Raw genomic sequence first — 24,395 nt, 5'->3', positions numbered from 1 at the left:
TGTCGATGAGGAAGCTGCGCTCGCGCGTGACGGTGGAGGGGCTCGACCGCGCCCCGCACCGCGCCTTCATGCGCGCGATGGGGCTGGATGATGCCGACATCGACAAGCCGATGATCGGCGTCGTCAGCCAGAAGGGCGAGCAAACGCCCTGCAACATGACGCACGATTTCCAGGTCGACGCGGCCAAGACGGGAATCTCCGAAGCCGGCGGCACGCCGCGCGAGTTCGCCACCGTCTCGGTCTCCGACGGCATCAGCATGAACCACGAGGGCATGAAGTTCTCGCTGTTCTCGCGCGAGCTGATCGCCGACTCGATCGAGGCCGTCGTCCACGGCCTCGCCTATGACGCGCTGATCGGCTTCGGCGGTTGCGACAAGACCTTGCCCGGCGTGATGATGGGCATGGTCCGCTGCAACGTGCCCTCGATCTTCATCTATGGCGGCAGCGCGCTGCCGGGGAAGTTTCAAGGCAAGACGCTGACGGTGCTCGACTCCTACGAGGCCGTCGGCAGCTACATGACCGGCGAGATCGACGCCGCCACGCTCGAAGGCATCGAGCGGTCCTGCCTGCCGACGATCGGCGCCTGTGCCGGACAGTTCACCGCCAACACCATGGGCATGCTGTCGGAGGCGATGGGCCTGTCGATGCCCAACGTCTCGATGATCCCCGGTGTCTATGCCGAGCGCGCCCATGTGGCCCGCCAGGCCGGCCGTCTCATCATGCAGATGCTGTCGCGCGGCGGCCCGCTGCCGCGCGACATCGTCACGCGCAGATCCCTGGAGAACGGCGCGGCGATCGTCGCGGCCACCGGTGGCTCGACCAACGCGGCGCTGCATCTGCCGGCGATCGCCAACGAGGCCGGCATCCGCTTCACCCTCGACGATGTCGGCGAGGTGTTTTCGCGCACGCCGCTGATCGGCAATCTCAGGCCCGGCGGCAAGTACACGGCCAAGGACGTCTACGACATCGGCGGCGCGGCCGTCGTCATCCGCGCGCTGATCGAAAGCGGCCACATCGACGGTTCCTGCCTCACCGTCACGGGCCGCACGCTCGCCGAGGAATACAGCTCGGCGAATGGGCCGGACGGCGAGATCGTATTCAGCCCGGGAAAGCCCATCATGGCCGACGGCGGCGTTGCCGTGCTCAAGGGCAACCTCGCGCCCGATGGTGCCGTCATCAAGGTCGCCGGTCTCAAGAACCTGGCGTTCGAGGGCCGGGCGCGGGTGTTCGAGGACGAGGAAGCCTGCGTCGCCGCGGTGCGCGCCCGCAACTATCAAGCCGGCGAGGTGCTGATCATCCGCAACGAGGGACCGGTCGGCGGTCCCGGCATGCGCGAGATGCTCGGCGTCACCGCGCTGATCTACGGCCAGGGCATGGGCGAGAAGGTCGCGCTGATCACCGACGGCCGTTTCTCCGGCGCCACCCGCGGCCTGTGCATCGGCTATGTCTCGCCGGAAGCGTTCGTCGGCGGTCCGCTGGCGCTGCTACGCGACGGCGATCCGATCCGCATCGATGCCAAGGCGCGCACGCTCGACGTGCTGCTCGACGAGCGTGAGCTTGCCGCGCGTCGCGCCGACTGGACACAACGGCCGCCGCGGCATCGCGCCGGCGCCTTGGCGAAATACGCGCGACTCGTTGGCCAGGCGCCGCTCGGCGCCGTCACCCATGAAGGACCGGCGGAATGGCCCTGGTTCGATCAGGAGCAGGAATGAGCAGCGAGCAGCAACGATTGGCAAGGTTCTTGCTAATTTGCAGCCGTTCGTGTGTCCGTGATCTACGGAGCGTTTGAGCGTGCTGCAGCGGAAAGAGAAGCCGACATGGGCGTGACCCCGATCCGACCTGGCCAGCTCGCGGGCGTTGCGCTCGGGCGCCGTACGGGCACGCCGATCATCGAGATCGAACACGTATCGCAGGTGTTCACGACATCCTCGCGCCGTGATCACACCGCGCTGTCGGACATCTCGCTGACGGTGGGCGAGGGCGCCTTCGTCTCCATCCTCGGTCCGTCCGGCTGCGGCAAGTCGACCCTGCTCTACATCGTCGGGGGCTTCGTCAGCCCGACCAGCGGCATGGCGAAGATGAAGGGCAAGCCGATCACCGGACCCGGCACCGACCGCGGCCCGGTGTTCCAGGAGTTTGCGTTGTTTCCCTGGAAGAGCGTGCTCGGCAACGTCATGTACGGCCCGCTGCAGCAGGGCATGAAACCGGGCAAGGCCGAAGCCCGTGCCCGCGCGCTGCTCGCGATGGTCGGGCTGACCGGATTCGAGAAATTCTATCCGAAGGAGCTCTCCGGCGGCATGAAGCAGCGCGTCGCGCTGGCGCGCACGCTGGCCTACGGGCCCGAGGTGCTGCTGATGGACGAGCCGTTCGGCGCGCTCGATGCGCACACGCGCACGCGGCTGCAGAACGACCTGCTCGAGATCTGGGAGCGCGACCGCAAGACCGTGCTGTTCGTGACTCACTCGGTCGAGGAGGCCGTGTTCCTGTCCGACAAGGTGGTGATGATGTCGCTCTCGCCCGGCCGGATCCGCGAGGTGATCGACATCGATCTGCCGCGGCCGCGGCGCCGCGAGGAGCTGCTGCTCGATCCGCGCTACCAGAAGTACATCGTCGACATCGAGCGCATGTTCGACGACACAGGTGACAACGAGCTACCGTCATGAACGGACTGATGAAGCCGCTGGCGCCGGTGCTGGCCTGCTGCGGGCTGCTGCTGGCATGGCAGCTCGCCTCGCTCGGGCTGAAGAACGACAGCGTCCCGACGGCGCTCGAAGCCCTGCGCGCGATCCCGGCGATCCTCACCGACAAGGAATCGCTGATCAACATCCTGGCCTCGCTACGTCGGATGGCGATCGGCTTCGCGCTCGCGCTTGCCTTCTCGATCCCGCTCGGGCTGCTGATGGGCCGCAGCCGCGCCACCGCCGCGTTCTTCAATCCGCTGCTGATGCTGATCTACCCGGTGCCGAAGGCGGCGTTGATGCCGATCATCATGCTGTGGCTCGGCGTCGGCGACGTCTCCAAGACGTTGGTGATCTTTCTCGGCGTCAGCCTGCCGGTGATCTATCACAGCTTCGAGGGCGCCAAGGCGGTGGAAGAGAAGATGCTGTGGTCGGGCGCGGCGATGGGCCTGTCGCCGGCCGCGCGTCTCCTGCGCCTCGTGCTGCCCGCGGCGCTGCCGGAGATTTTGACCGGCTGCCGCACCGGACTGGTGCTGGCGCTGATCACGATGGTGACGAGCGAGATGATCGCGCGGCAATCCGGCGCCGGCAACATCCTGTTCAACGCCCTCGACATGGGCCAGTACGACACGGTGTTCGCGATGATCATCATCATCGGCGCGATGGGCATCTGCCTCGATGCGGCGTTCGAGGTCGTCAGACGCTGGCTGGTGCGCTGGTCGGAGCCGCAATTCGACATGCCCCTGAGCTTCTCATGACGCGGACCTCGAACGACATTCTGCTAGGCGCCGCCCCGATCGTGCTGGTCCTCTTGCTGTGGCAGGGGCTGGTCTCGTTCGGCTACGCGCCGCCGACCCTGCTGCCGCCGCCGGGCCAGGTGTTCCTGCGGATGAGCCAGCAGCTCAGGAGCGTCACCTTCCAGCAGGACATCGCGGCGACGCTGTTCCGGCTGTTCGCTGGGTTTGCGATCGCGGTCGTCATCGGCGTCTCGTTCGGCATTGCCGCCGCGGTGAGCCCGCCCATCAACGCCGCCGTCAGGCCGATTGTGCGCGTGCTGGCGCCGCTGCCGAAGGTCGCGCTCTATCCCGCCTTCCTGCTGCTGCTCGGCTTCGGCCACGAATCCAAGATCATGCTGGTGACGGCGGACGCGTTGTTTCCGATCCTGCTGTCAACCTATTACGGCGCCACGACCGTCGAGCAGAAGCTGATCTGGTCGGCGCTCGCCGCCGGCACGCCGCCGCGCGACGTGCTGTGGAAGGTGGTACTGCCGGCCGCCATGCCGTCGATCCTGACCGGCTGCCGCATCGGCCTCGTGATCTCCTGCATCGTGGTGTTCCTGGCCGAGATGATCACCTCCACCGATGGGCTCGGCCACGTGCTGGTCACCGCCGCGCGCACCTTCCAGGCCGTCGACATGTTCGTGCCGCTGATCACGATCTCGCTGCTGGGTCTCATTCTCAACGCCCTGCTGCAAGGGCTGCGCGCGTATCTGCTGCGCGGCTTCCCTTCGGTCTGATAAGAACACCAACGACAATCGGGAGAACGACCATGCTGGCGGATCGCATCGAGGCGAAATGGATCGACGCATTCTGTGAGATCTTCGAGCGCTGCGCCGTCAAGGCCGGTGACACCGCTGCCATCTTGTCGGAGACGCAGTCGCGTCCGCTCAACGTTCACCTTGCCGAGCTGGCGCTGCTGCGCATGGGCGCGCGTCCGTTTCATGTCGTGGTGCCGACGCCGCGCAACCCCCATCCCGTCCCGGTGCGCTCGACCGGCGCCTCTGAAGCCATCGGCAAGCTCGGGCCTGTCGTGACTGCGCTCCAGCAGGCGGGCTTCGTCGTCGACTGCACCATCGAAGGCCTGATGCATGCGGTGGAGACGCCGGAGATCCTCAAAGCCGGCGCCCGCATTCTCGTGATCTCCAACGAGCACCCGGAGGCGCTCGAGCGCATGCGGCCCGATGCGGCGCTGGAGAAGCGCGTGCGCGCCGCGGCCAAGATGCTCCGCGGGACCAAGCGGATGCGCGTGACCTCGAAGGCCGGCACCGATCTCGACGTCATCATGGAAGGGGCCTCGACCGTCGGCGTCTGGGGCTGGACCGATCGTCCGGGCACGCTGGCGCATTGGCCGGGTGGCATCGTCGTCAGCTTCCCCAAAAGCGGCTCCGTGAACGGCACCATCGTCATGGCGCCCGGCGACATCAATCTCACCTTCAAGCGCTATCTCTCATCGCCCGTCACGATGACCATGCGCGACGACTACATCACCGACCTGGCAGGCGAGGGCGCCGATGCCGCGATGATGCGCGCGTATCTCGCGTCCTGGGGCGACCGCGAGGCCTATGCCGTCTCGCATGTCGGCTGGGGCATGAACCCCGGCGCGCGCTATGAGGCGCTGACCATGTACGACCAGCGCGACACCAACGGCACCGAGCTGCGCGCCGTCCCCGGCAACTTCCTGTTCTCCACCGGCGCCAACGAATTCGCCGGCCGCTACACGGCGGGTCATTTCGACCTGCCGATGATGGGGACGACGATTGAGTTGGACGGCGTGGCCGTGATCAAAGACGGCGTGCTGCAGGACGTGTTCGGGTAGTTCTTCTTGATAGTCTACGAGCCATCACCCCGAAGTCGGTGCGCCCCCCTCCCCCTTGCGGGGAGGGGTCGGGGGTGGGGGTCCACGAGTCCCGCTCTCCGCGAGGAGAACTGCTCTAAATCCGCGACCGAACCGCTCGTTCGAGCCGATGCCTAACCGCGTCATTGCGAGCGCGGCAATCAAGGTTGGGTTGCTTGGTCCTGGAGCGCGTCGCCATCGCCCGAAATGACGAGGCTGTTGAGACGAGCAGCGTCGGCGAGGGCGCCGACAGCCGAATGGTCAGTTGAAGCGCCAGTGAACTCAACGCCGTTCAGCGCCCGGAGACCCCCACCCCCGACCCCTCCCCGCAAGAGGGGGAGGGGAGCGCACCGTCGCCGCGGCGGGTGGATTGCTCCAGGCGGCGAAGCGTTCGCAGTTTCGATGGACCTTTTGGTCAATTCCGAAAAAAATAAACCTCTTGCTATTTTTCGGAATTCATGTTTCTCTCTCGCCATCCCGCCTCACCGCAGAGGGGCGTTGCGCGCGATCGTCACGACACGCGAGGTGGGGATGCGATGGCCGCGAGAGCTCGCAGCATGTCCTGACCGGACGTGTGGACGAACGGGCGCTTGCGGACGGTCAAGTCGCGTGGTCCTGGCCTCCCGACGCTGAGGTCCGCGCAATGCGCGCAAGCGCATTGTCGCGATACGGTGGCCAACAAGCCCGGCGCACCGAGGAGATCGCGAAGCAGCCGTAAGCCCACCGCGCAGGGAATGCCGGATGCTCGGCTGAACCTGTGGTACCTGCCGCCTGCATTTTTTGAGCAGGCGGGCCATGGGTGAAGCCCTCACCCGGCATTCCCTGCGCCCTCTGCATGTTTGCGAGGGACAAACTGATCGCAGACCTCGGGCGCAAGGCGCGGCGAGATCATGTTTCTATGTCCATCGCTGTTTGAGCCGTGAATCCGTCCGCTCCCATCGAAGGCTCTTGCTCGACCAATTTAGTCGGCGGCGCGCCTGTTCGATACAGTGCCCTCTCCCCTTGTGGGAGAGGGCATGTACGGCCTATCCACGTACGCGGTTGGGTGAGGGGTATCTCTCCGCAAACGGCGCTCGTGGAGACATACCCCTCACCCAACCGAGCTAGCCGCACTGTCCTACATGCCCTCTCCCACAAGGGGAGAGGGCGCATTCATGGGCAGTCGCCTTCGTCCATCTTCAAGCCGTAGGGTGGGCAAAGCGGCCGCCCGCAGGGCGGTCGTGTGCCCACCGTGCATCCGCACAAGCGGCGTCAATGGTGGGCACGGCGCGCGAGAGGTCGTCAGGATGCGGCGACCGCGTGGCGCGCCTTTGCCCATCCTACGGCTCGCCGCTCAATCCACCACCGGCGGCCGGGCGAGCTTGAAGTGGCGCAGCATCTCGACCAGGGCGCCGAGCCGTTGCTCGCGATAGGCGGCGACGTCCATGCCGGAGTAGTCGAGAAATCCGGCGCCGGTGCGCAGGCCGATGCGGCCCTCGGCCATGTTGCGCTCGATCACCTCGGGCGCGCGGTAACGGTCGCTGCCCAGCGCGCCTTCGAGATAGCGGCTGGCGTAGTAGAGAATGTCGCCGCCGCCCCAGTCGATGAATTCGAGCAGGCCGAGCACCGCGTAGCGGAAGCCGAAACCGTAGCGGATCGCCTTGTCGATCTCCTCGGCGCTGGCGACGCCTTCGCCGACCATGCGCGCCGCCTCGTTCATGGCGAGCGCCTGGATGCGCGGCACGATGAAGCCCGGCGTCGCCGCGCACACCACCGGCACCTTGCCGATGCCTTCGAGCAGGCTCTTGATGCGCGCCGTGACATCGGGATCAGTGGCCTTGCCCGGCGAAATCTCCACCAGCGGGATCAGATAGGCCGGATTGAGCCAATGCGCGTTGAGGAAGCGCTCCGGCTTTTCGATCGCACCGGAGAGATCGTCGACCAGGATCGTCGACGTCGTCGAGGCGATGATCACCTCGGGACCGACCGCGCGCGACGCGGCGCCGAGCACCTCGCGCTTGAGATCGACCACCTCCGGCACGCCCTCGAACACCAGCGTGGTCTGCGCCAGCACATCGTTGCTGGCGCCAGCCGGCGCCACGGCGATCTTGCCCATCAGCCTGTCGGCATCAGCGGCCTCGAGCATCCCAAGCCGCGCCAGCGTGGCGAAGGTCGCGTTGATCTCGCCGAGCGCATCGCGTTCGAGTTTTGCGAACTCCTCAGCCGTGCGCGGCTTGATGTCGATCATCGTGACGGGATGGCCGGCATAGGCGAAGGCCACGGCGATGCCGCGGCCCATGCGGCCGGCGCCGAGACAGGCGATGTGACCGCGCGGGCTCATGCGGCAAATCCGTCGCGGAGCAGCGCCTGCAGTGCGGTGCGATCCAGGCCACCGAGGCCGAGGCTGGCCAGCGAGCGTCCCGTTGCCATGAAATCCTCTGCGCAGATCGCGCCGCCGATCGAAAGAAATGCGCGAGCCAGCGGCGTGGCGGTGCCCGTCAGGTCCGCGACCGAAATCAGGAACGACAGGCCGAGCCGGAGATCCTCGCGCATGTAGCGATGCTGCGTCAGCACCAGCTGCTCGCGCCAGTCGCCGGAATCGGTCAGCCGGTCATGCGAGCCGCGGCCATACATCCAGATCTCGCCCTCCTTGGCGTAGTGATGCGCCAGCGGGAAATGCGGTGCGCCATAGCCGAGCGCCTCGCGCACCGCGATTCTTTCAGCATCGAGCGCGTCGGTGACGCGGCGGATCGCGGGTTGCGTGCCCTCCTTGTGGATGTCCCAGCGCTCGAAATGCTCGATCGGCCCGGCGTTCATCACGATCAGCGGCGGATGAATGATGCAGCCGGCATTCATCAGCGCGCCCGAGAGCGCATCGCCGCACGGCTCGATCACGCCGGGAAATGCACGGCAGATGACGTCGAGCGCATGCGCCGCCGTACTCAGCGGAAACACGCCGACCGGCAGCCGCTTGGCGCGAATGGTGATCGCGACCTCGAACGGCCCGTGCTTGCGCGTCAGCCAGGGCAGCGTGCCGGTCTCGGCATAGCTGACGTGAGCCGTGTTGCCGGCATCGCGCGCAGCCGCCGCAAAGATCATCGTGCCGAAGGTGGCCGGCGGCAGGAACACGACCTGGCCGTCGGCGAGATGCGGCGCCAGCTGTTTCGCGATGTCGCCTTGCGCAAACGCCGGCGCCGGGCAGAGGATCAGCTCGGCGCCACTGACAGCTTCGCCGATGTCGGTGGTGACCAGCGCCAGCCGGACCTCGTGCCGGCCGTTGACGTCCTTGACGATGATGGTCGATCCGGCCGCTTTGTGCTGCGCCACGAGCTCCGCATCGCGGCGCCACAGCCGGACCTCATGGCCGCCAAGCGCGAAGTCGCCAGCGGCCGCGAACGAGCCGTTGCCGCCGCCGAGCACTGCTATCTTCAAGATCGCGTCTCCCTGTCGGTCATGTCGGGCTGTCGATCTGCCGCAGCAGATGGTGCTGCACCTTGCCGAGCGCGGTGCGCGGCAGATCGTCGACGAAGATGATGTCGCGCGGCACCTTGAAGCGCGCGAGCTGCGCCTGCAGATGCGCGCGCAAGGTTTCGGCCTCCAGCGCGCTGTCCTTGCGCTTGACGACGAAGGCCACCGGCACCTCGTCCCAGCGCGGATCGGGCCGGCCGATCACGCCGCACTCGACGACGTCGGGGTGCTCGCTCAGCACGCGCTCGATCTCGGCCGGATAGACGTTCTCGCCGCCCGAGATGATCATGTTGTTCTTGCGCTCGAGCACGAAGAAGTAGCCATCCGCATCGCGCTGGGCGATGTCGCCGGTGCGGTACCAGCCGTCATGGATCGCCTGCTGCGTGGCTTTGGCGTTGCCCCAATATTCGAAGAACACATTCGGCCCGCGCACCGCGATCTCACCCGCCTTGCCGGCCGGCAGCTCATCGCCATCCCGGTCGATGATCTTGGCCTCGCAGCACAGGCCGGGCAGGCCGGTCGATCCCTCCCGCGAGAGGTCGCCGCCGAGCCGGGTATACACCGCGATCGGGCAGGTCTCGGTCGAGCCATAGACCTGCAGCACCGGCACTGATCGCGCCGTGATGCGCGCGATCAGTGCCGGCGGCACGATGCTCGAGCCGGTCGCGACGGCCTTGAGCGAGGACAGGTCGGCGGCGGCCCAGCCCGGATGCTCGGTGACGGCCTGGATGGTCGCGGGCACCAGCACCGTCAGCGTCGGCCGTTCGCCAGTGATCGCCGCGAGCGTCGAGTCCGGCGCGAAGCGCGCATGCAGGGTGACGGTGGCGCCGTGATGCAGCGCCGGCGTGGTCTGGATGTTGAGGCCGCCGACATGAAACAGCGGCAGCACCGTCAGCACGTGATCGTCGGAGGTGAGGCCATGCATGTGCTGGCTCATCACCCCGTTCCACAGCAGCGCCTCCTGCCGCAGCACCGCGCCCTTCGGCCGGCCGGTGGTGCCCGAGGTGTAGACGATCAGCAGCGGGCAGGAGAGATCGATGTGCGGGTTGCGATCGTCGCCGTGACCACGGGCCAGCAGATCCTCGATCGTCAAGCCGTTCGACGGCGCGAAGTCGATGCCGACCGGCACGGTCTCCGGATGCTGCTCCGCCAGAGCCGGCAGCACCGGCGCAAAGGCCTGCTCCAGCACCAGCACCTTGGCGGCCGCATCCGACAGGATGAAGACCTGCTCGGCGACCGCGAGCCGCCAGTTGAGCGGCACCAGGATCGCGCCGAGCCGTGCGCAGGCATAGAGCAGGACCAGATAGTCCGGCCGGTTCAGGCTGAGGATCGCGACGCGGTCGCCGCGCCCGACGCCGAACTCGGACTTCAGCGCCCGCGCCGTCAGCGCGATGCGCGCGCTGAACGCGGCATAGGTCAGCGTCGCGCCGTCGAAGCGGATTGCCGGATTGTCCGGCGTGAACGCGGCGTTGCGCTCGATCAGGCTGCAGAGGTCCACGCTCAGTCGTCCGTCTCGCCGGGCTCGTACAGCGCCTCGCGGCCGATGCGGTCGAGGCAGAGCTCGGCCGTCCAGGGCAGCATCAGCGAGCCGCAGCGGCTGTCGCGGTAGATGCGCTCAAGCGGCAGGGTCTTCAGCATCGATTGCCCGCCGCAGGTGCGGATGGCGAGCGCGGCGAGCTCGTTGGCGCCTTCCATCACCGAGTACTGCGCGGCATAGGCGCGCAGCACCTGCTCCTTGCTCGGATTGGCGCGCGCCTCGGTGACCGCCTGGAACCAGATGCCCTTGATCTGCTCCAGCTTGATCTGCATCTGCGCCACCGCGATCTGCTTGGTCGGGTACATCCGCCGCTTGACCGGCGGCATGCCCGGCACCTCGCCGCGCAGATACTTCAGGGTGAAGTCATAGGCGGCTTGCGCCAGACCCATATAGGTCGGCGACAGCGTCATGAACATGTGCGGCCAGCGCAGCGCCGCCTGGAAATAGACGCCGCGCGGCATCAAGGCCGCGTCCTGCTCGACGAAGACGTCCTTGAACAGCAGCGTGCGCGAGACCGTACCGCGCATGCCCAGGGGATCCCAGTCGCCGACGACGGACACGCCTGCCGTGTTCGCCGGCACCGCGAGATAGAGCGTGTTGCGGCGGGACGCCTTCTCGCCTTCGCTAACCTCGGTGCACAGCACGCCGTAGTAATCGGCATGGCCGGCGAGCGAAGCGAAGATCTTCTTGCCGTTGATCAGCCAGCCGCCTTCGACGGGCTTCGCCTCGGTGCCGAACGCAACACCGCCCGCCGCGGCCGCGCCGCCTTCCGAGAACGGCTGCGAATAGATCGCGCCGTCGTCGACGATGCGCTTGTAATGAACAGCGCGGCGCCGCTCATGTGCTACCCGCATCTCCTCGTCCATGTCGAGATCGTCGGCCAGCGGGCCCGACCACAGCGTGGAGCAGACGTGCATGTTCCAGGTCAGCGCGGTCGCGCCGCAATAGCGGCCGATCTCGGCGGCGGCGAGCGCGTAGGTCTGGTAGCCGGCGCCGAGGCCGCCCAGCGCCTTCGGGACAGAGATGCCGAGCAGGCCGGCGCGATGCAGGTCCTTGTAGTTCTCGGTCGGAAAACTCGCCTCGCGATCCCAGGTCGCCGCACGCTCCGCCAGCACGCTCTGCCCGAGTTGCCGGGCGCGCGTGATGATGTCGGCCTGCTCGGCCGAGAGCCGGTACGCGGCCGGATCGAACATCGGAGCATCGAGCGCCTCGCCCGACGTCGTTGCCGTCTTCTGGACCTGAATGGTCATCGTGCCTCCGCAGCGGTCAGTGTCGCATGTGCGCTCAGGAACGGTTCGAGAGCGGCGTTGAATTCGGCGGGTCGTTCGAGATTGACGAGATGGCCCGCACCCTGCAGCTCGACATAGCCGGCTCCGGGGATGAAGCTCGCCATCTTCTCCATCATCGGCGCCGGCGCATTGCGGTCCCTGGAGCCCGACAGCACCAGCGTCGGCACCTTGATCTCTTTCAGGGCCTGGCGGCGATCGAAGCCGAGCAATGCCATCATGCTGGCGCGATAGCTGGCTTCGGGCACCGCGGCCATGCAGGAGGTCGCATCAGCGAGGCCCTGCGGATCCGGATCATCGCCGACCAGCTCCTTGACGAGATCCGGCGCCAGCGACGCCATCGTGGCGCCGCGATCGAGCGGCCCGAGGCGCGCTTCAATGAACGATTTCTGCCAGTCGCCGTCGGCCTTGCCGAACGCCGGACTGGTCTGCGCCAGCACCACGGCCGCCGCGTCCTGTGGGTGGGTGAGGAGCCATTCCTGCACGATCATCCCGCCGATGGAATGACCGACCAGGATGGGCCGGTGGGCGGCGATCTGCGTGAGAAAATCCTGCAGCGCGCCCGCGAGCGTGCTGATGCTGACCTCGTTGAGCCTCGACGATTGCCCATAGCCGGGCATGTCCCAGGCGACAGCATGAAACCGTCCGCCGAAATGGTCGAGCTGTCCGCGCCAGGCTCGCGCCGCGCCGCCGATCCCGTGCAGGAAGACGAGGGTCTGCGCCTGCGTTGCGCCGGCGGCCTCGTAGCCGAAGCGGTCGTCATTGGTGGTCAGGATTTGCGAGCCGGGCAAGCAGACCTCCGCATTGCGCCGCGCGCTAGCATCGCGCGCACGTGTCTGTGAACGCTAGCCGGGGAGACAGGGGTGTCAAGCCGCTTCGGCCGTGTTGTTGCAAAAATTTGAAGTTTAAAATAACTTCGCAAGCTGCGACCGTATTGCAAGAAAACACGAGGAGGCGCGCGCATGTCCGGATTGCCTGAAGCGGCGCACGCGATGGTCACGGGCGGCGGACGCGGCATCGGCCGCGAGATCGCGCGCGCCTTGAAGCTTGCCGGCGCAACCGTGACGATCGTCGGTCGCAGCCGCGCAACGCTCGATGAAGCCGTGGCCGCCGGATGTGCCGATCATGTGGTCGTTGCCGATGTCGCCGATCAGGCCGCGCTCAACGCCGCCTGTGCCGACGCGGCGGCGCGCGGGCCGATCGACATCCTCGTTGCGAATGCCGGGAGCGCCGAGTCTGCGCCGTTTCACAAGTCCGACGCTGCGCTGTTCCGCCGCATGATGGACATCAACTTCATGGGCGTGGTGCACGCCGTGCAAGCCGTGCTGCCGGCGATGAAGGCGCAGCCCTATGGCCGCATCGTCGCGGTCGCGTCGACGGCAGGCCTCAAGGGCTACCCCTATGTCAGCGCCTACACGGCCGCGAAGCATGCCGTCGTCGGCCTGACGCGATCGCTGGCTCTGGAGCTGGCGCCGACGCGCGTCACGGTCAATGCGGTATGTCCCGGCTTCACCGATACCGATCTCGTTGCCGACAGCGTCGACAACATCATGAAGAAGACCGGCCGCAGCCGCGAGCAGGCCATCGCCGAGCTCGCCAAGCATAATCCGCAGGGCCGCCTGATCATGCCGCAGGAGGTCGCCGATACCGTGCTGTGGCTGTGCGGCACTGGTGCCGGCGCCATTACCGGTCAGGCGATCGCCGTCGCGGGCGGCGAGGTCTAGGCCGCAACTTTCGATCAGAACAGTCGACCAAAGGGAGCTCACATGTCCAGACCCGCCAACTCCGTCACCGTGCCGCTGGCGGACTACAAGCCGAGCCACTTCCTGCTGACGGTCAAGGATCGCGTCGCGACGGTGACGCTGAACCGGCCGGAGCGGAAGAATCCGCTGACGTTCGAGAGCTATCGCGAGCTGACCGATTTTTTCCGCGCCTGCGCATTCGACGACGACGTCAAGGCGGTGGTGGTGACCGGGGCGGGGGGCAACTTCTCCTCCGGCGGCGACGTGTTCGAGATCATCGGTCCGCTGGTGAGGATGGACACCAAGGGCCTGACCGCCTTTACCCGGATGACCGGCGATCTCGTCAAGGCGATGCGCGCGTGTCCGCAGCCGATCGTCGCCGCGGTCGAGGGCATCTGCGCCGGCGCCGGCGCGATCGTCGCGATGGCCTCCGACATTCGGCTGGCCGCGACGGGAGCCAAGGTCGCCTTCCTGTTCAACAAGGTCGGTCTTGCCGGCTGCGACATGGGCGCCTGCGCGATCCTGCCGCGCATCATCGGCCAGTCGCGCGCCTCCGAGTTGCTCTACACCGGTCGCTTCATGAGCGCCGACGAGGGCGAGCGCTGGGGCTTCTTCAGCCGAATCGTCGCGCCGGCCGAGGTGCTGTCCCAGGCGGTGTCGCTGGCCACCGAGATCGCGAACGGCCCGACCTTCGCCAACACCATGACCAAGCGCATGCTGGCGATGGAATGGGCGATGTCGGTGGAGGAGGCGATCGAGGCCGAGGCAATTGCCCAGGCCTTGTGCATGACCACCGAGGACTTCAACCGCGCCTTCGAAGCGTTCGCAGCAAAGTCGAAGCCGGTGTTCCAGGGGAATTGAGCGCGAGCCGGAACCGAAGGGGCTTGCCAGGAAATATTTTAGGGTTAAAATAATTTCCGTTGGCTCGGCTCTCCATTGGAGGTGCTCATGAAGATCGCGATCATCGGCGGCGGACCTGCCGGTCTCTATGCGGCGATATTGCTCAAGAAGCAGCGGCCCAAGGCCGACATCGCGGTCTACGAACGCAACCGCGCCGACGACACGTTCGGCTTCGGCGTGGTGTTTTCCGACGCCACGCTCGACAATTTCGAGAAGCACGACCTGCCGAGCTACCAGCGCATCACCCAGGAATTCGCCTACTGGGACGACATCGCCGTGCATTTCCGCGGCACCGTGCACCGCGTCGGCGGCAACGGCTTCTGCGGCTGCTCGCGCCGCACGTTGCTGCGCATCCTGCAGGAGCGGGCGCGCGAGCTTGGCGTGACCCTGCAGTTCGAGGTCGATCTCGAAGACGAGACGCAGTTTGCGGATGCCGATCTCCTGATCCTGTCCGACGGCATCAACAGCCGCTTCCGTCAGAAATACGTCGATCACTTCCAGCCCGAGGTCGATCTCCGCGCCAACAAGTTCGCGTGGATGGGCTCGACCAAGCCGCTCGACGCCTTCACCTTCATCTTCCAGGAGACGGAGTGGGGCCCGTTCATCGCGCATGCCTATCAGTACGAGGCGGGGCATTCGACCTGGATCTTCGAGACCGATCCCGAGACCTTCGAGCGTGCGGGCCTGACCGGGCTCGACGAGCGGCAATCCGCCGACCGCATGAAGGAGATCTTCGGCTGGTTCCTCGGCGACCATCCGCTGCTGATCAACCGCTCGATGTGGCGTAATTTCCCGATGATCCGCAACAAGCGCTGGGTCAAGGATAACATGGTGCTGCTCGGCGACGCCAAGTCGACGGCGCATTTCTCGATCGGCTCGGGCACCAAGCTCGCGATGGAGGATGCGATCGCGCTGGCCGAGGCCATGCAGCGCGCGCAAAGCATTCCGGCAGCGCTCGATCTCTACGAGCACGGTCGGCGCGAGGAGGTCGAGAAGACTCAGCATGCCGCCGACGTCTCGCTGGTCTGGTTCGAGCATGTCGACCGCTTCTGGGATTTCGATCCCGTGCAGTTCGCCTTCGGCGTGATGACGCGCTCCAAGGCGATCACCTACGACAATCTCACCTTGCGCGCGCCGGACTTTGTCGCCGAAGTCGACAAGGCGTTCGCCCGCCAGGTCCGCGCGAAGGGTTTTGACGTCGATGTCGAGAAACCGCTGGCCCCGATGTTCCAGCCGCTGAAGCTGCGCGAGATGACGCTCACCAATCGCGCCGTGCTGTCGCCGATGTGCATGTATTCGGCCGAGGAGGGCGTGCCCGGCGACTTCCACCTCGTGCACTACGGCTCGCGCGCCATCGGCGGCGCCGGCCTGCTGTTCACCGAGATGACCTGTGTCAGCCGCAACGCGCGCATCACGCCCGGCTGTGCGGGATTGTGGAATGATGCGCAGGAGGCGGCCTGGAAGCGCATCGTCGACTTCGTTCATGCGAACGCGGGAGCCAAGTTCGCGCTGCAGCTGGGACACGCCGGGCGCAAGGGTGCGACCAAGCTGATGTGGGACGGCATCGACCGCCCGCTGGAGCAGGGCGGCTGGGATGTCGTGTCGGCGTCGCCGCTGCCCTATTTCCCCGACAGCCGGGTGCCGCGCGAGCTCGATCGCGCCGCGATGGATGCGATCAAGGCTGATTTCGTCACGGCGGCAGAGCGTGGCGATCGCTGCGGTTTCGACATGCTCGAGCTGCACTGCGCCCACGGCTATCTGCTGGCAAGCTTCATCTCGCCGCTGACCAACAAGCGCACCGACGACTACGGCGGCTCGCTCGAGAACCGGCTGCGCTTCCCGCTCGAAGTATTCGCGGCGATGCGCGCCGCTTGGCCCGCGCACAAGCCGATGTCGGTGCGCATCTCCGCGACCGACTGGGCCGAAGGCGGCATCACCGGCGATGACGCGGTGCAGATCGCCCGCGCCTTCGGCGAGGCCGGCGTCGATCTCGTCGACGTCTCGACCGGGCAGACCGTGCGCGAGGCCAAGCCGATCTATGGCCGCATGTTCCAGACGCCGTTCTCCGATCAGGTCCGCAACGAGGCCCATGTTGCGACCATGTGCGTCGGCAACATCACCTCGGCTGATCAGGTCAACACCATCCTGGCCGCCGGCCGCGCCGATCTCGTCGCGCTCGGCCGCCCGCATCTGGTCGACCCCGCCTTCACCATGAGGGCCGCCGCCTGGTATGGCGCCGACATGTTCTGTCCGCCGCAATATCTCCCGGGCAAGGAGCAGATCTTCCGCAACAGCGTCCGCGACCGGCAGGATTTCGAGGAGCTGAAGATTAAGGCTAAGCCGAAAACGCGGGCGGAGCTGAAGGCCGAGGCAACGAAGCCGCTTGCGGCGGAGTAAGCCGCCGTGCCACGCTGCTGCCCGGTACGTCCAGATCGAGTGGAGTAGGGGCGATGAAGGCGATCATCGTTGGCGGCGGTATCGGTGGATTGACGACGGCCCTGATGCTGCGGGCGCGCGGCATCGATTGTGAGCTGTTCGAGCAGGCGGATGCGATCCGCGAGCTCGGTGTCGGCATCAACACCTTGCCGCATGCGATCCGCGAACTCGCCCAGCTCGGGCTGCTCGACCGGCTCGATGAGGTCGCGATCCGGACCTACGAGCTATTCTATCTGACGCGGCGCGGCCAGGAGGTCTGGCACGAGACCCGCGGCGTGGACGGTGGCCATGACGTGCCGCAATTCTCGATCCATCGCGGCCGGCTGCAAAGCGTGATCCATCAGGCCGTGATCGAGCGGCTCGGGCCCGAGAAGGTCCATACCGGCTGCCGGCTGGGATCGTTCACTCAGGACGAGGGTGGGGTCACCGCCTATTTCTTCGACCGCACCGGTGCTCATGTCCACACCGTCCGCGGCGACGTGCTGATCGGCGCCGACGGCATCCATTCCAAGGTCCGGCAGACGCTGTTCCCGACCGAGGGACCGCCGTGCTGGAACGGCCTGATGCTGTGGCGCGGTGCCACCGACTGGCCGGTGTTCCTGACCGGGCGGTCGATGATCATCGCTGGCGGCCTCAACGCCAAGGCGGTGATCTATCCGATTGCTGAAGGCTCCAGCCCCGCGACCCGGCTCACCAACTGGGCCGTGCTGGTGCGCATCGGCGATGCCAATACCGCGCCGCCGCGGCGCGAGGACTGGTCGCGGCTGGGTAAGGCGGACGAACTGATGCCGCACGTCAACGGCTTCTCCATTCCCCAGGTCGACTTCGCCGCGATGGTGCGCGCGACGCCTGAGTTCTGGGAATATCCCTGCTGCGACCGCGATCCGCTGCCGTATTGGTCGAGCGGCCGCGTCACCTTGCTCGGCGACGCCGCCCACCCGATGTACCCGGTCGGCTCCAACGGTGCCTCGCAGGCGATTCTCGATGCCCGCGCGCTGGCGGATGCGCTGGTTCGCTCCGAGCATCCGCGCCAGGCGCTGATGGCCTATGAGCAGAAGCGGCTGCCGATGACCGCCGACATCGTCGCCTCGAACCGCCGTGGCGGTCCCGAGGGCGTCATCGATGCCGTCGAGCAGCTGGCGCCGCAGGGGTTCACGGACATCAACACCATCCTCAACTACGAGGCCCGCGAGGGCATCGTGCGCGGCTATGCGAGCCGGGCCGGCTTTGCCGCGCGGATGGTGACGCGGCAGGCGTCGTAACAGTAGTTCGTCAGGACCATTTTCCCGGCTGCCCCTCACCCCAGCCCTCTCCCCGTGAAGAACGGGGAGAGGGAGCGCACCGTTTGCTGCGCGACGACTCTTACGCCAAGGCTCGGATGGCTCACGTCCCCGGAGGCGGGGGCAGGAAGTGGATGTTGTGCTCGGCTGCGAGCTTCACCACGTCGTCGGGGTTCTGCTCGCGCATGTTGTGGATCGCCCAGAACAGATCGTAGAGCCGGCGCGTCGGCGACACCCAGAACAGCGTCTTCGCGGTCTGCTGCGACTTGTTGAAGATGCCGTGCGGCTTGCCCATCGGCAGCCGCACCGTGTCGCCGGCGGTGGCGTATTCCTCGGCACCGTCGAGGAAGAAGTCGAGCCGGCCTTCGAGGATGTAGAGATATTCGTCCTGGTCGGGGTGGATGTGCGGCGGCACGAAGGTGCCGACCGGGAACGTCGCATGCCAGGAGAAGCTGTGCTCGGTGCGGTTCTTCGGCACGTAGATCTGGCCGAGGATGTTCCAGGAGATGCCCTGGATACCCTCATTGGCCCGGGTGATGCCGGCGATTTCCGGATGGCTCATGTTGGTTTCGCTCCCTGTTGTTATTTGGCCGCGCAGTCCTTGGCGTAGCGGTCGGCGTAGTTCTCAAACACCTTCTGCACGATCTCCGTCTGGAACTTGCCGTCCGCGCGCTTGGCGACCTTGGTCAGGTAGAAGTCCTGGATCGGATAGCCGTTGGTGTTGAACTTGAAGTTGCCGCGCAGCGAGGCGAAGTCGGCCTTCTTCAGGGCGGCGGAGACCTTGTCCTTGTCGGCGAGATCACCGCCGACCGCCTTCACGGCGCTGTCGATCAGGAGCGCAGCGTCATAGGCCTGCATCGCGTAGGTGCCGGGCACGCTGTTGTAGGCGGCCTCGTAGCCGGCAACGAACTTCTTGCTCTGCGGATTGTCGAAGTTGGGCGCCCAGTTGGCGCCGCCGAACATGCCGACGGCCGCATCCTGCTGCGCCGGCAAAGTGGATTCGTCGACGGTAAAGGCGGACAGGACTGGGACGCTGTCGGCAAGGCCGGCCTGCTTGAACTGCTTGACCAGATTGACGCCCATGCCGCCCGGCATGAAGGTGAACACGGCGTCCGGCTTCTGCGAGGAGATCTTGGACAGCTCGGGCTGGAAGTCGAGCGTGTTGAGCGGCACGTAGGATTCCTCGACGATCTCGCCCTTGTAGTCGAGCTTGAAGCCGGCGACGGAGTCGCGTCCGGCCTGATAGTTCGGCACCAGCAGGTACATCTTCTTGTAGCCGCGGTCCTGCGCGACCTTGCCGAGAACCGCGTGGACCTGGTCGTTCTGATAGGACGTCACATAGAAATAGGGGCTGCACTCCTTGCCGGCGTAGCTCGACGGTCCGGCATTCGGGCTGATCAGGAAGGTCTTGTTCTCGGTGATCGGGCGGTGGATCGCCTGCAGCATGTTGGAGAAGATCGGGCCGACGACGAAATCGACCTTGTCGCGCTCGAGCAGTCCCTTGGCCTTGGTGATCGCGGCGTCCGGCTTCAATTCGTCGTCGGCGACGACCACCTCGACCTCCTTGCCGCTCATCTTGCCGCCGAGGTCCTTGATGGCGAGATTGAACCCGTCGCGGACCTGCCCGCCGAGCGCGGCGGCCGGTCCGGACAGGGTGACGATGACGCCGATCTTGATCTTGTCGGCGGCCAGCGCCGGCTGGGCGAACAGGCTCGCAATGAGGCCAACGGCCAGCTTCGAACTCACTTTCATGACAACTCCCCCGGGATGCGGAATTTCAGGCTTATGTTTTTTGCACCTGACCGAATGATGGGTCAGACCGCAGCTTCGCCTCAAGCCTAGTCTGATGACGCCCCCAGCCGCAAGCGAGCTGCTTGCGGAACGGGCAGTTTCGGCACGCATGCAAGCGCCGCGCCAATTGCTTGAAGGTTAAAGGAGTTTCGCCTCCCACTGACCGGCGCAAATGCCGGTACGTTTTTCCTTGCTCCCGGGAGGTCCGGAAGGTCACACTCATGGGCCTCGCCCAATGAGGCTGAACCTGCCCGAATGATTCCGTCCCAAGTGATTCCGTCATGACGCTTGATTCCGAGACCAAGGCCGTCGAGCTGCCCGAGGACCATGCCGAGGAGCTGCGGCTGTGGCTGCGGCTGCTGACCTGCACGACCCTGATCGAGGGCGAGATTCGCAGCCGGCTGCGCGAGCGCTTCGACGTGACCTTGCCGCGTTTCGACCTGATGGCGCAGCTCGACAAGGCGCCTGACGGGATGACGCTGTCTGACGTCTCCAAGCGCATGATGGTGTCGAACGGCAATGTCACCGGGCTGGTCGAGCGCCTGGTCGAATCCGGCCATCTCGACCGCCGCACCTCGGACACCGACCGGCGCGTCCAGGTGATCCGGCTGACCAAGCTCGGCCGCGCCGAATTCCGCAAGATGGCGGCCGAGCACGAGACCTGGATCGCTGACATCTTCGGCGATCTCGCGGAGAAGGACGTGCGCGAGCTGATGCGGCTGCTCGCCAAGACCAAGGGGTCCGCGCAGAAGGCCGTGCAGCGCCGGCAGGACTGATAGGCCTGACAAGACGCCGCAGGCTCGCCGCCGCGCACGGCGAACGCTCAAACAATTTGCGGGCAGTGCACAATCTTCGGCTCTTCTCCGCTCTTGCGTCCAGATGTTTTAAGTCTAAAATGTTTAGGACTGAAACGTGCCGGGCGTCCTTCCCTTTGAGACAGGAGCGTGTGATGGCCACTGCCGCCAAGGTTCAGCAGCCGGAGAGCGCCAGCGCGCATGCGCACAGCGCCCACGTCGACACTTTCGCTCAGGACAATCTGCCACCGCATGAGCTGTGGCCCGACTTCGTGTTCAGCCGGCCCGAGTTCCAGTATCCGCCGCGGCTGAACTGCGTGACGAATTTCCTCGACCGCTGGGTCGAGGAGGGGCGGGGAAACGCGCCCTGCATCATCAGCACCGACGTGAGCTACACGTATCGTGAGCTGCAGGCGCTGGTGAACAAGATCGCCAATGTGCTGGTCGGCAAGCTCGGTCTCGTGCCCGGCGGCCGCGTGCTGCTGCGCTCCGCCAACAATCCGATGATGGTCGCGACCTATCTCGCGGCGATCAAGGCCGGCGGCATCGTGGTGGCGACCATGCCGCTGCTGCGCGCCAAGGAGTTGTCGTATCCGATCCAGAAGGCGCAGATCGCGCTGGCGCTGTGCGACGGCAAGCTCGCCGACGAGATGGAGAAGACCCGCGCCGTGGCGCCGGCGCTGAAGCAGGTCGTCTATTGGGGCAACGGCCAGCCGGACTCGCTGGAGGCGCTGATCGCCGATGCCAGCCCGGCGTTCACGGCGGTGGATACCGCTTCCGACGATCTCTGCCTGATCGCCTTCACGTCGGGGACGACGGGCGATCCCAAGGGCACGATGCATTTCCACCGCGACATGCTCGCGGTGTGCGACGGCTATGCCCGCAACGTGCTACGTGCCAGCCAGAGTGACCGCTTCATCGGCACCGCGCCGCTCGCCTTCACCTTCGGCTTCGGCGGCGTGCTGTTTCCGATGCATATCGGCGCGTCCTACGTCGTATTGGAGAAGACGTCGCCGGACGATCTGCTCGCCGCGATCGAGCGCGACAAGGCCACGATCTGCTTCACCGCGCCGACCGCGTACCGTGCCATGCTGAGCAAGCTCGCAGGCCGCGACATCTCCTCGTTGCGCAAATGCGTCTCCGCCGGCGAGACCCTGCCGAAGCCGACCTTCGATGCTTGGCTGAAGGCCACCGGCTTGAAGCTGATGGACGGCATCGGCTCGACGGAGATGCTGCACATCTTCATCAGCGCCGTGGAGGACGAGATCCGCCCCGGCGCCACCGGCAGGCCGGTGCCGGGCTATGAGGCCAAGATCGTCGACGACGAGGGCCGCGACGTGCCGCCGGGCACGATGGGGCGGCTCGCGGTGCGCGGTCCCACCGGCTGCCGCTATCTCGCCGACGAGCGCCAGCGCAAATATGTCCAGAACGGCTGGAACGTCACCGGCGACACCTATGTCATGGATGAGGACGGCTACTTCTGGTACCAGTCGCGCTCCGACGACATGATCGTGTCGTCGGGCTACAACATCGCCGGTACCGACGTCGAGGCGTCGCTGCTGACGCATCCGGCGGTCGCCGAGTGCGGCGTCGTCGGTGCGCCGGACGAAGCCCGCGGCATGGTCGTGAAGGCCTATGTCGTGCTGGTGCCCGGCGCGGAGGGCACGCCGGCGCTGGTGACGGAGTTGCAGGAGCATGTCAAACGCGAGATCGCGCCGTACAAATATCCGCGCGCGATCGAGTTCGTCACGCAGTTGCCCAAGACCGAGACCGGCAAGCTGAAGCGGTTCGCGTTGAGGCAGATCGCGCAGGCCGCGGCGGGCACGACCGCGTAGCAGAGACAGGGAGAGACGTTCGTGAGCACGACCAAAGCGCCCACGCTCGCCGTGGTGAAGCAGGATGAGAGCGCGAGCCCGCGCGTGCTGCAGCCGAGCGGCTGGCCGATGCCGAAGGGCTACGCCAACGGCATCAGCGCCGAGGGCCGCATCGTCGTGACCGGCGGCGTCATCGGCTGGGATGAGCACGAGAAGCTCGCCGACGGCTTCGTCGCACAGGTACGCCAGGCGTTGCAGAACATCGCTGCGATTCTCGCCGAAGGCCAGGCGCGGCCGGAGCATCTGGTGCGGTTGACCTGGTACGTCGTCGACATGGACGAGTATCTCGGCAACCTCAGGGATCTCGGCCGGATCTACCGCGAGATCTTCGGCAGCCACTATCCGGCGATGGCGCTGGTGCAGGTGGTCCGGCTGGTCGAAAAGGCCGCGCGGGTGGAGATCGAGGCCACGGCGGTGGTGCCGCGCTGAAGGTGGCGTCGGCCGGGAGGCGCGCGATCATCTCCCGCTTTGTCGACGTTCACGGCCGAGGTCCGGGCACGAGCTGACCGGGCCCGGCGACGCATCCGTTTCTCTCTTTGAGCTCGCCATAGCGATCGCCCGCCCTCCGAACAAATGTGGTCGCCGAATGACGTGTCTGCCGGAGAGCGGACGCGGGCCCGCCATGTCGCAGCCACCAACCTGTTCGAGCGTGGCGGCCCAGTGGCGGGTGAAAGCAGGGGGCCAATTTGGACTGGAAACTCTTCGTGACGACGGCACTGGCCGCCGGCATCGGCGCTGCGGCCGGTGCTTTGGCACTGGCGAGTGCTGGCGGCGGCGGCATCGAGCATCAGGCCGATGCCAAGATGCTGGAAATCGGCGTCGCCATCCTGCGCGAGCCGGCGCGGATGGACGATGATCCGATGCGGTCGTGGGCGGTGCGCGTCGTCGAGAAGAAATCGGGCGTGAGCTTTACCGACCAGCAGCGCGCGGCGTTGTTGAAGCGGGCGCCGGGCGGACGGTAGACTGACCAGCCGAATGACGTGTCATTGCGGCCTCGGGCGTCATCGCATCTACCGAGCTCGCGCGCCTGCCTGCGTCCTGAGTCGATGTGGCGACGTGCGATAGCCGAGGCCCGGAACACGGCCACTCATTCGGCAATCGACACCGCGCGCTCTGCCCCGACACAGGCCGCCGCGAGAACCTCCTCGTAGGCCGGGCGCGCCCAGCGCTCGATGACCGCGCGAAGCTCGATCGCAGCGCGGGCGCGCTTGTCCAGGGAGTCCGAGACGAAACGACGCTGCGACCCTGGTGCCTCCTTCGAATAGAACGCGGCGGCCTGTTGCAGCATCGCGCGTTGCTGCGGCGTCAGAGCGATCCCGAAAGCCGGGGCAGCGACGGTCCAGATGCTGCGGGGCATCGTGTCATACGCAATGATGCTCCCGCGGCTGGGGTCGAGCTGCAGGATCGCCCGGCAGAACGCGGCATAGATCAGCGCGATGTAGTGGCCCGGACATGAACTCGCATCCGGAGTGATCCCGAGAAGGTCCATGAACGGATTGTCGCGGCATCCTCGAAGCCGGTACCAAACCACAGGATCGGGGTCTTCCATCACCGAGACCGCCACGTCGACGGGATCACGAATGCAGAACACCCAGGGCGTCTGTGGGAAGGCGCGCTGGATCAGGTCGCAGAACAGGACGTTCCAACTCTCCAGCTTGAGCACATAGCTGCCGCCGGCGTGGCGGGACAGGCGCGCCCCCAGGGCCCGCAGCAGGGCGATCATGTCGTCCGGGGTGCCGGGATGAGGAGGGAGCAGCAGATCGTTGATGGCGGGCGGCTGGGAATAGACCGCGACACCGCCACAGCGCTTCAAGAGTTGGCTGACCAGCGTCGAGCCGCACTTCGAGACGTGGTAGATGATCCCGCGCGGCGCGATGCCGTCGACGTCATCGTTTACGGGCCAGGGACCGAGCGTCTCCTCGGTCGCAGGCCACGCGCGACGCGCCAGCGTCTCGGCCACGAACGGGTCCGTGAACTCCTGCTGCGGTATCTTCCTGACGGTGACCGCACAGTTGGA

General features: G+C 66.4%; 21 protein-coding genes. 13 read left to right on the top strand and 8 right to left on the bottom strand.

What is annotated here, in order from left to right; all coding sequences use genetic code 11:
- Positions 1–5: 5 nt before the first annotated feature.
- The 5 genes from ilvD (at position 6) to ACQR1I_RS24410 (ending at position 5,273) form a co-directional block, all read left to right on the top strand.
- Positions 6–1,712, top strand: a complete 1,707-nt coding sequence (ilvD, locus tag ACQR1I_RS24430; protein ID WP_434868067.1) for a dihydroxy-acid dehydratase — start codon at positions 6–8, stop codon at positions 1,710–1,712.
- A gap of 105 nt (positions 1,713–1,817) precedes the next feature.
- Entirely contained in the window at positions 1,818–2,663 is an 846-nt protein-coding gene (locus tag ACQR1I_RS24425; RefSeq protein ID WP_434868068.1) for an ABC transporter ATP-binding protein, read from the top strand.
- Positions 2,660–3,436, top strand: coding sequence for an ABC transporter permease (locus ACQR1I_RS24420; protein WP_434868069.1), 777 nt, complete (start codon positions 2,660–2,662; stop codon positions 3,434–3,436). Before ACQR1I_RS24425 ends, ACQR1I_RS24420 begins: the two co-directional genes overlap by 4 nt.
- Positions 3,433–4,194 carry an ABC transporter permease gene (locus ACQR1I_RS24415; protein WP_434868070.1) on the top strand — a complete coding sequence of 254 codons (762 nt, stop codon included), beginning with the start codon at positions 3,433–3,435 and terminating at the stop codon, positions 4,192–4,194. Before ACQR1I_RS24420 ends, ACQR1I_RS24415 begins: the two co-directional genes overlap by 4 nt.
- 32 nt (positions 4,195–4,226) lie before the next feature.
- Positions 4,227–5,273 carry a peptidase M29 gene (locus ACQR1I_RS24410; protein ID WP_434868071.1) on the top strand — a complete coding sequence of 349 codons (1,047 nt, stop codon included), beginning with the start codon at positions 4,227–4,229 and terminating at the stop codon, positions 5,271–5,273.
- Positions 5,274–6,624: 1,351 nt separating this feature from the next.
- On the opposite strand, the gene ACQR1I_RS24405 is transcribed toward ACQR1I_RS24410, so the two are convergent.
- The 5 genes from ACQR1I_RS24405 to ACQR1I_RS24385 are packed head-to-tail and all read right to left on the bottom strand — an operon-like array spanning position 6,625 to position 12,352.
- Positions 6,625–7,611, bottom strand: a complete 987-nt coding sequence (locus ACQR1I_RS24405) for a 3-hydroxybutyryl-CoA dehydrogenase (RefSeq protein ID WP_434868072.1) — start codon at positions 7,609–7,611, stop codon at positions 6,625–6,627.
- Positions 7,608–8,702, bottom strand: coding sequence for an NAD/NADP octopine/nopaline dehydrogenase family protein (locus ACQR1I_RS24400; RefSeq protein WP_434868073.1), 1,095 nt, complete (start codon positions 8,700–8,702; stop codon positions 7,608–7,610). The genes ACQR1I_RS24405 and ACQR1I_RS24400 overlap by 4 nt, the downstream gene beginning before the upstream one ends.
- A gap of 19 nt (positions 8,703–8,721) precedes the next feature.
- On the bottom strand, positions 8,722–10,236 hold the full coding sequence (locus ACQR1I_RS24395; RefSeq protein ID WP_434868074.1) for a class I adenylate-forming enzyme family protein: 1,515 nt from the start codon (positions 10,234–10,236) through the stop codon (positions 8,722–8,724).
- A 2-nt stretch (positions 10,237–10,238) separates the two neighbouring features.
- Complete coding sequence (locus tag ACQR1I_RS24390; RefSeq protein WP_434868075.1) at positions 10,239–11,525, bottom strand: acyl-CoA dehydrogenase family protein; 1,287 nt, start codon at positions 11,523–11,525, stop codon at positions 10,239–10,241.
- A complete protein-coding gene (locus ACQR1I_RS24385) occupies positions 11,522–12,352 on the bottom strand; it encodes an alpha/beta fold hydrolase (RefSeq protein ID WP_434868076.1) in 831 nt (276 codons plus the stop codon). Before ACQR1I_RS24385 ends, ACQR1I_RS24390 begins: the two co-directional genes overlap by 4 nt.
- A gap of 171 nt (positions 12,353–12,523) precedes the next feature.
- Between ACQR1I_RS24385 and ACQR1I_RS24380 the strand changes: the two genes are divergently transcribed.
- The 4 genes from ACQR1I_RS24380 (at position 12,524) to ACQR1I_RS24365 (ending at position 17,901) form a co-directional block, all read left to right on the top strand.
- Complete coding sequence (locus ACQR1I_RS24380; RefSeq protein ID WP_434868077.1) at positions 12,524–13,285, top strand: SDR family NAD(P)-dependent oxidoreductase; 762 nt, start codon at positions 12,524–12,526, stop codon at positions 13,283–13,285.
- Positions 13,286–13,327: 42 nt separating this feature from the next.
- The gene (locus ACQR1I_RS24375; protein WP_434868078.1) at positions 13,328–14,164 is read left to right on the top strand and encodes an enoyl-CoA hydratase family protein; all 837 of its coding nucleotides are present in this window, start codon (positions 13,328–13,330) and stop codon (positions 14,162–14,164) included.
- A gap of 87 nt (positions 14,165–14,251) precedes the next feature.
- On the top strand, positions 14,252–16,600 hold the full coding sequence (locus tag ACQR1I_RS24370) for a bifunctional salicylyl-CoA 5-hydroxylase/oxidoreductase (protein ID WP_434868079.1): 2,349 nt from the start codon (positions 14,252–14,254) through the stop codon (positions 16,598–16,600).
- 53 nt (positions 16,601–16,653) lie between these two features.
- Positions 16,654–17,901, top strand: a complete 1,248-nt coding sequence (locus tag ACQR1I_RS24365) for a flavin-dependent oxidoreductase (RefSeq protein ID WP_434868080.1) — start codon at positions 16,654–16,656, stop codon at positions 17,899–17,901.
- A gap of 121 nt (positions 17,902–18,022) precedes the next feature.
- Here ACQR1I_RS24365 and ACQR1I_RS24360 read toward each other — a convergent pair whose 3' ends face one another.
- Together ACQR1I_RS24360 and ACQR1I_RS24355 are read right to left on the bottom strand one after the other, a co-directional pair.
- Positions 18,023–18,481, bottom strand: a complete 459-nt coding sequence (locus tag ACQR1I_RS24360; protein WP_434868081.1) for a cupin domain-containing protein — start codon at positions 18,479–18,481, stop codon at positions 18,023–18,025.
- Between the two features lie 20 nt (positions 18,482–18,501).
- A complete protein-coding gene (locus ACQR1I_RS24355) occupies positions 18,502–19,671 on the bottom strand; it encodes an ABC transporter substrate-binding protein (RefSeq protein ID WP_434868082.1) in 1,170 nt (389 codons plus the stop codon).
- A gap of 320 nt (positions 19,672–19,991) precedes the next feature.
- On the opposite strand from ACQR1I_RS24355, the gene ACQR1I_RS24350 reads away from it, so the two are divergent.
- The 4 genes from ACQR1I_RS24350 (at position 19,992) to ACQR1I_RS24335 (ending at position 23,340) form a co-directional block, all read left to right on the top strand.
- A complete protein-coding gene (locus tag ACQR1I_RS24350; RefSeq protein ID WP_434868083.1) occupies positions 19,992–20,486 on the top strand; it encodes a MarR family winged helix-turn-helix transcriptional regulator in 495 nt (164 codons plus the stop codon).
- Between the two features lie 173 nt (positions 20,487–20,659).
- Positions 20,660–22,339: a benzoate-CoA ligase family protein gene (locus ACQR1I_RS24345; RefSeq protein WP_434868084.1), complete on the top strand. Its 1,680-nt coding sequence runs from the start codon at positions 20,660–20,662 to the stop codon at positions 22,337–22,339.
- 21 nt (positions 22,340–22,360) lie between these two features.
- Complete coding sequence (locus ACQR1I_RS24340; protein ID WP_434868085.1) at positions 22,361–22,807, top strand: RidA family protein; 447 nt, start codon at positions 22,361–22,363, stop codon at positions 22,805–22,807.
- A gap of 257 nt (positions 22,808–23,064) precedes the next feature.
- Positions 23,065–23,340, top strand: a complete 276-nt coding sequence (locus ACQR1I_RS24335) for a hypothetical protein (protein WP_434868086.1) — start codon at positions 23,065–23,067, stop codon at positions 23,338–23,340.
- A 125-nt stretch (positions 23,341–23,465) separates the two neighbouring features.
- Here the strand turns inward: ACQR1I_RS24335 and ACQR1I_RS24330 are convergent, their stop codons facing one another.
- Entirely contained in the window at positions 23,466–24,338 is an 873-nt protein-coding gene (locus ACQR1I_RS24330; protein WP_434868087.1) for a hypothetical protein, read from the bottom strand.
- Positions 24,339–24,395: the final 57 nt, after the last annotated feature.

It is taken from the genome of Bradyrhizobium sp. HKCCYLS2038 (assembly GCF_051167655.1).
Lineage (GTDB): Bacteria > Pseudomonadota > Alphaproteobacteria > Rhizobiales > Xanthobacteraceae > Bradyrhizobium.
This window is presented reverse-complemented; position numbering and strand designations above follow the sequence as displayed.